Below are 3,303 nucleotides of genomic sequence, written 5' to 3'. Positions count from 1 at the left end.
CGTTTCGACCGGGGAAGAGGACCATGTGAAAGGGGCGGTCGAGGCGAGCGGCGGCATTCATTTCTGGCGGCTCGCGATCAAGCCGGGGCGTCCGGTGGCGCTGGGACAGGTGCGTTCGGTACCCTTCGTCGGATTGCCGGGCAATCCGGTCGCAGCCATGATCACGTTCTTCTGCCTTGCCCGGCCGCTGATCCAGCTCCTGGGCGGCGAAACGGTGACCGGACCGACCCTATTCCGGGTCCGCGCCGATTTCGACTACAAGAAGAAGGAAGGCCGGCGCGAGTTCGTCCGCGTCTGTTTAGGTCGGGACCCCGGCGGCGCCCTTGTCGCGACGAAGTTCCCACGCGACGGCGCAGGCATCCTGTCGTCCATGGTCGAATCCGACGGACTGGTCGTCCTGTCCGAAGAGATCACGCGCCTGGAACGCGGCTCCATGGTCGAGTACATGCCGTTTACGGAGGTCCTCTAATATCAGGGGCCGAAGAATTTGACCGGCGGTCGGCAAGTGTTGGGCCACGGCCCAACAAACGCTGTCCTAACAGGTCAATGTCTTCGACCCCTGGGACGACACACCGGGCCAGCGCTCAAGCCACCGACGACAGCACCCGCGTCGCCGGGACGCTGACGCGGACGCGGGTGCCGCGTCCCAGGTCGCTTTCGATCGACAGGCTGCCGCCATGCAGTTCCACCAGCGTCCGCACGATCGACAGGCCAAGCCCCGTTCCATCTTCGCCGGCGCTGTGGGAATTGCTGGCCTGGGCGAAGGGCTCCTGGACCAGTGACAGTTCGGCTTCCGGAATGCCGATGCCGGTATCGCTGACGACGAGTTCCAGTTCGTTCGACGGACCGATGCCGGCCGTCAACTCGATCAGCCCGCCGGCGGGGGTGTATTTGACCGCATTGGTCAGCAGGTTGATCAGCACCTGCTTCAGCGCCCGCTCGTCGCCGTGGATCTTGAGGGTGCGTTCGACCCGCGTGCTCAGGACGATCCGCTTGCGGGCCGGACGGTCGCCGAGAAGTTGGATCGAAGCACGGACGAGGGCGTCCAGATCGACCATCCCCTCGGTCAGCGTGTAGCGGCCCGACTCGACCTTGGCAAGATCGAGGATATCGTCGATGAGGTCCAGCAGGTAATGCCCGCTGGCTTCGATATCCTTGCAGTACTCGTGGTATTTGGGAGAGCCCAGCGGACCGAACAGTTCCCCCCGCATGACATCGGCGAAGCCGATCACCGCCGTCAGGGGCGTCCGCAGCTCATGGCTCATCAGCGACAGGAAATCGGACTTGGCCCGGCTGCTCGCCTCCGCCGCATTGCGGGCGGCGACCGCGTCCGACCGGGCATGCTCCAGCTCGTCCCGGGCTTCGGCCAGTTCCCGTTCCCGGGCGACGCGGGCAGTGACATCGACGCCGATGCCCCAGCCGCCGGGATAGTCGGCGATCGGGAAGTCCTTGGCGATGCAGGATACCGCGATCGTCCTGACGGTGCCGTCCTTGCAGGTGATCTGGCGTTCCCAGTCGCGGCACCGGAGCGCCGCCCTGCCGATCTCGGCGGCGCTGGCCCGGCGGTAATCCGGATCCGGCAGCAGGAGTTCCATGATGCGCGGGTTGCCGATCGCTTCCGACGCGCTGTACCCCGTGATGCGTTCCGCCTCCCGGTTCCAGAGGGCGACCTGATTGTCCCTGTCGAATGCGGCGACAAGAACCGGCATGTTCTCAAGCATGACCAGCAGCCGCCGCTGATCCTGTCTCAGCACCGCTTCCGACTGGGCCGCCTCCCCGACACGGCGGACGAGGCGGTGGAGCAGAAAGGCGGTGACCAGGATGAAGACAAGTCCCTTGAGCGTGTGGACCGACGACAGGAACGATGCGTCGCCGAGCGCCCACTGCAGGACACCGTCGGACATCAGTATCCAGAAAGCCGCCAAAGCCGCATAGATCACGGCGACGGGCGTGGCGCGGTAATGGGGCCGTCCAGTGGACAGCCCTCCGCCGCCGCGGTCGTCCCGCATCCTGGAGTTTGCAAGCGCGCGGTTTATTACAGACACCATACGTTGAACGGAAACATCGGACCTAAGTTATAATCCGACACGGCCTTTAGTCTAGAATATCTCCAGGAAGGAATAAACCGCCACCGCGCGCGCCAACTTGTGATGCATGGCGGCAGATACGAAAAAACCCAGGCCGCGAGGCCTGGGTTTCGTCCGTATCCGGTCGCTGAAGCCGGAAGAGCTTATTCGCGCTGGCCGAAGAGTTGAAGCAGCATCGTGAACAGGTTGATGAAGTTCAGATACAGCGACAGAGCGCCCATCAGGGCCATCTTGCCGAGCGACTCGGAGCCGTAACCCTCGCTGTATTCTTCCTTGATGCGCTGGGTGTCATAGGCGGTCAGGCCCGTGAAGATCAGCACGCCGATCACCGAGACGGCGAACTGAAGCGCGGAAGAAGCCAGGAAGATGTTGACCACACTCGCGACGATGATGCCGATCAGGCCCATCAGCAGGAACGAGCCCATGCCCGACAGGTCGCGCTTGGTCGTATATCCCCACAGGCTCATGGCGCCGAACGTAGCACCCGTGATGAAGAACACGCGGGCGATGCTTGCGCCGGTATAGACCAGGAAGATGGACGACAGCGACAGGCCCATGACGGCTGCGAAGGCCCAGAAGGTCGTCTGGGCCGCCGACATCGACATGGAGTGGATTTTGGCCGACAGGAAGAACACGAAGCCCAGCGGGGCCAGCATCACCACCCACTTCAGCGGGGAGCCGTACATCACCTGTGCGAAGGCCGGGTTGGACATGGCCAGCATGGCGGTAACGAAAGCCACCACGCCGGTCAGGCCCAGACCGATCGACATGTAATTGTACACGCTCAGCATATGCTGGCGCAGGCCTTCGTCGTACTGGGCCTGATCGACCGCGCGGCCGGGGGTCGCGTACCGATTGAACAGTCCGTTTGCCATGTGATCCTCGATCCGAAAGGCAGTTTTAACCTGACACAGGATATTGGGGAGATCGCCGAGCAATTCAATGGAAATCGGATGCCGAGACCATCCGGTTCTTCATCCGTAACCCTTTGACGCCCAAGGTTTATATCCCGGTGCGCAGGTGTACGAACGAGTTTCCGTTTTAATCCCGAAAAATTTTCGGCACCATTCCCGTGAAGACGCTCATGCCGTAGGTCGGTCTAGAGCGAAGCGGCAGCCGACATGGACGCGCCTGCTTGTCGGCTGCCGCTTCGCTCTAGACCCAATACCGTTCAATAGCATTTGCCTCAACCCGTGTTCCAGGGTGACGCTCGTCG

General features: G+C 62.7%; 3 protein-coding genes. 1 reads left to right on the top strand and 2 read right to left on the bottom strand.

Annotated features, from left to right (window positions below; all coding sequences use genetic code 11):
- Window positions 1–469 (top strand): molybdopterin-binding protein (locus AC5JJ6_RS05380; protein ID WP_496041057.1); only part of this gene is annotated, 469 nt, incomplete at its 5' end.
- Window positions 470–584: 115 nt separating this feature from the next.
- Here AC5JJ6_RS05380 and AC5JJ6_RS05375 read toward each other — a convergent pair.
- A complete protein-coding gene (locus AC5JJ6_RS05375; protein ID WP_496041056.1) occupies window positions 585–2,009 on the bottom strand; it encodes a PAS domain-containing sensor histidine kinase in 1,425 nt (474 codons plus the stop codon).
- A 221-nt stretch (window positions 2,010–2,230) separates the two neighbouring features.
- Complete coding sequence (locus AC5JJ6_RS05370; RefSeq protein WP_496041055.1) at window positions 2,231–2,962, bottom strand: Bax inhibitor-1/YccA family protein; 732 nt, start codon at window positions 2,960–2,962, stop codon at window positions 2,231–2,233.
- Between the last annotated feature and the right edge of the window lie 341 nt (window positions 2,963–3,303).

This window comes from Skermanella sp. (genome assembly GCF_059503625.1).
This window is presented reverse-complemented; position numbering and strand designations above follow the sequence as displayed.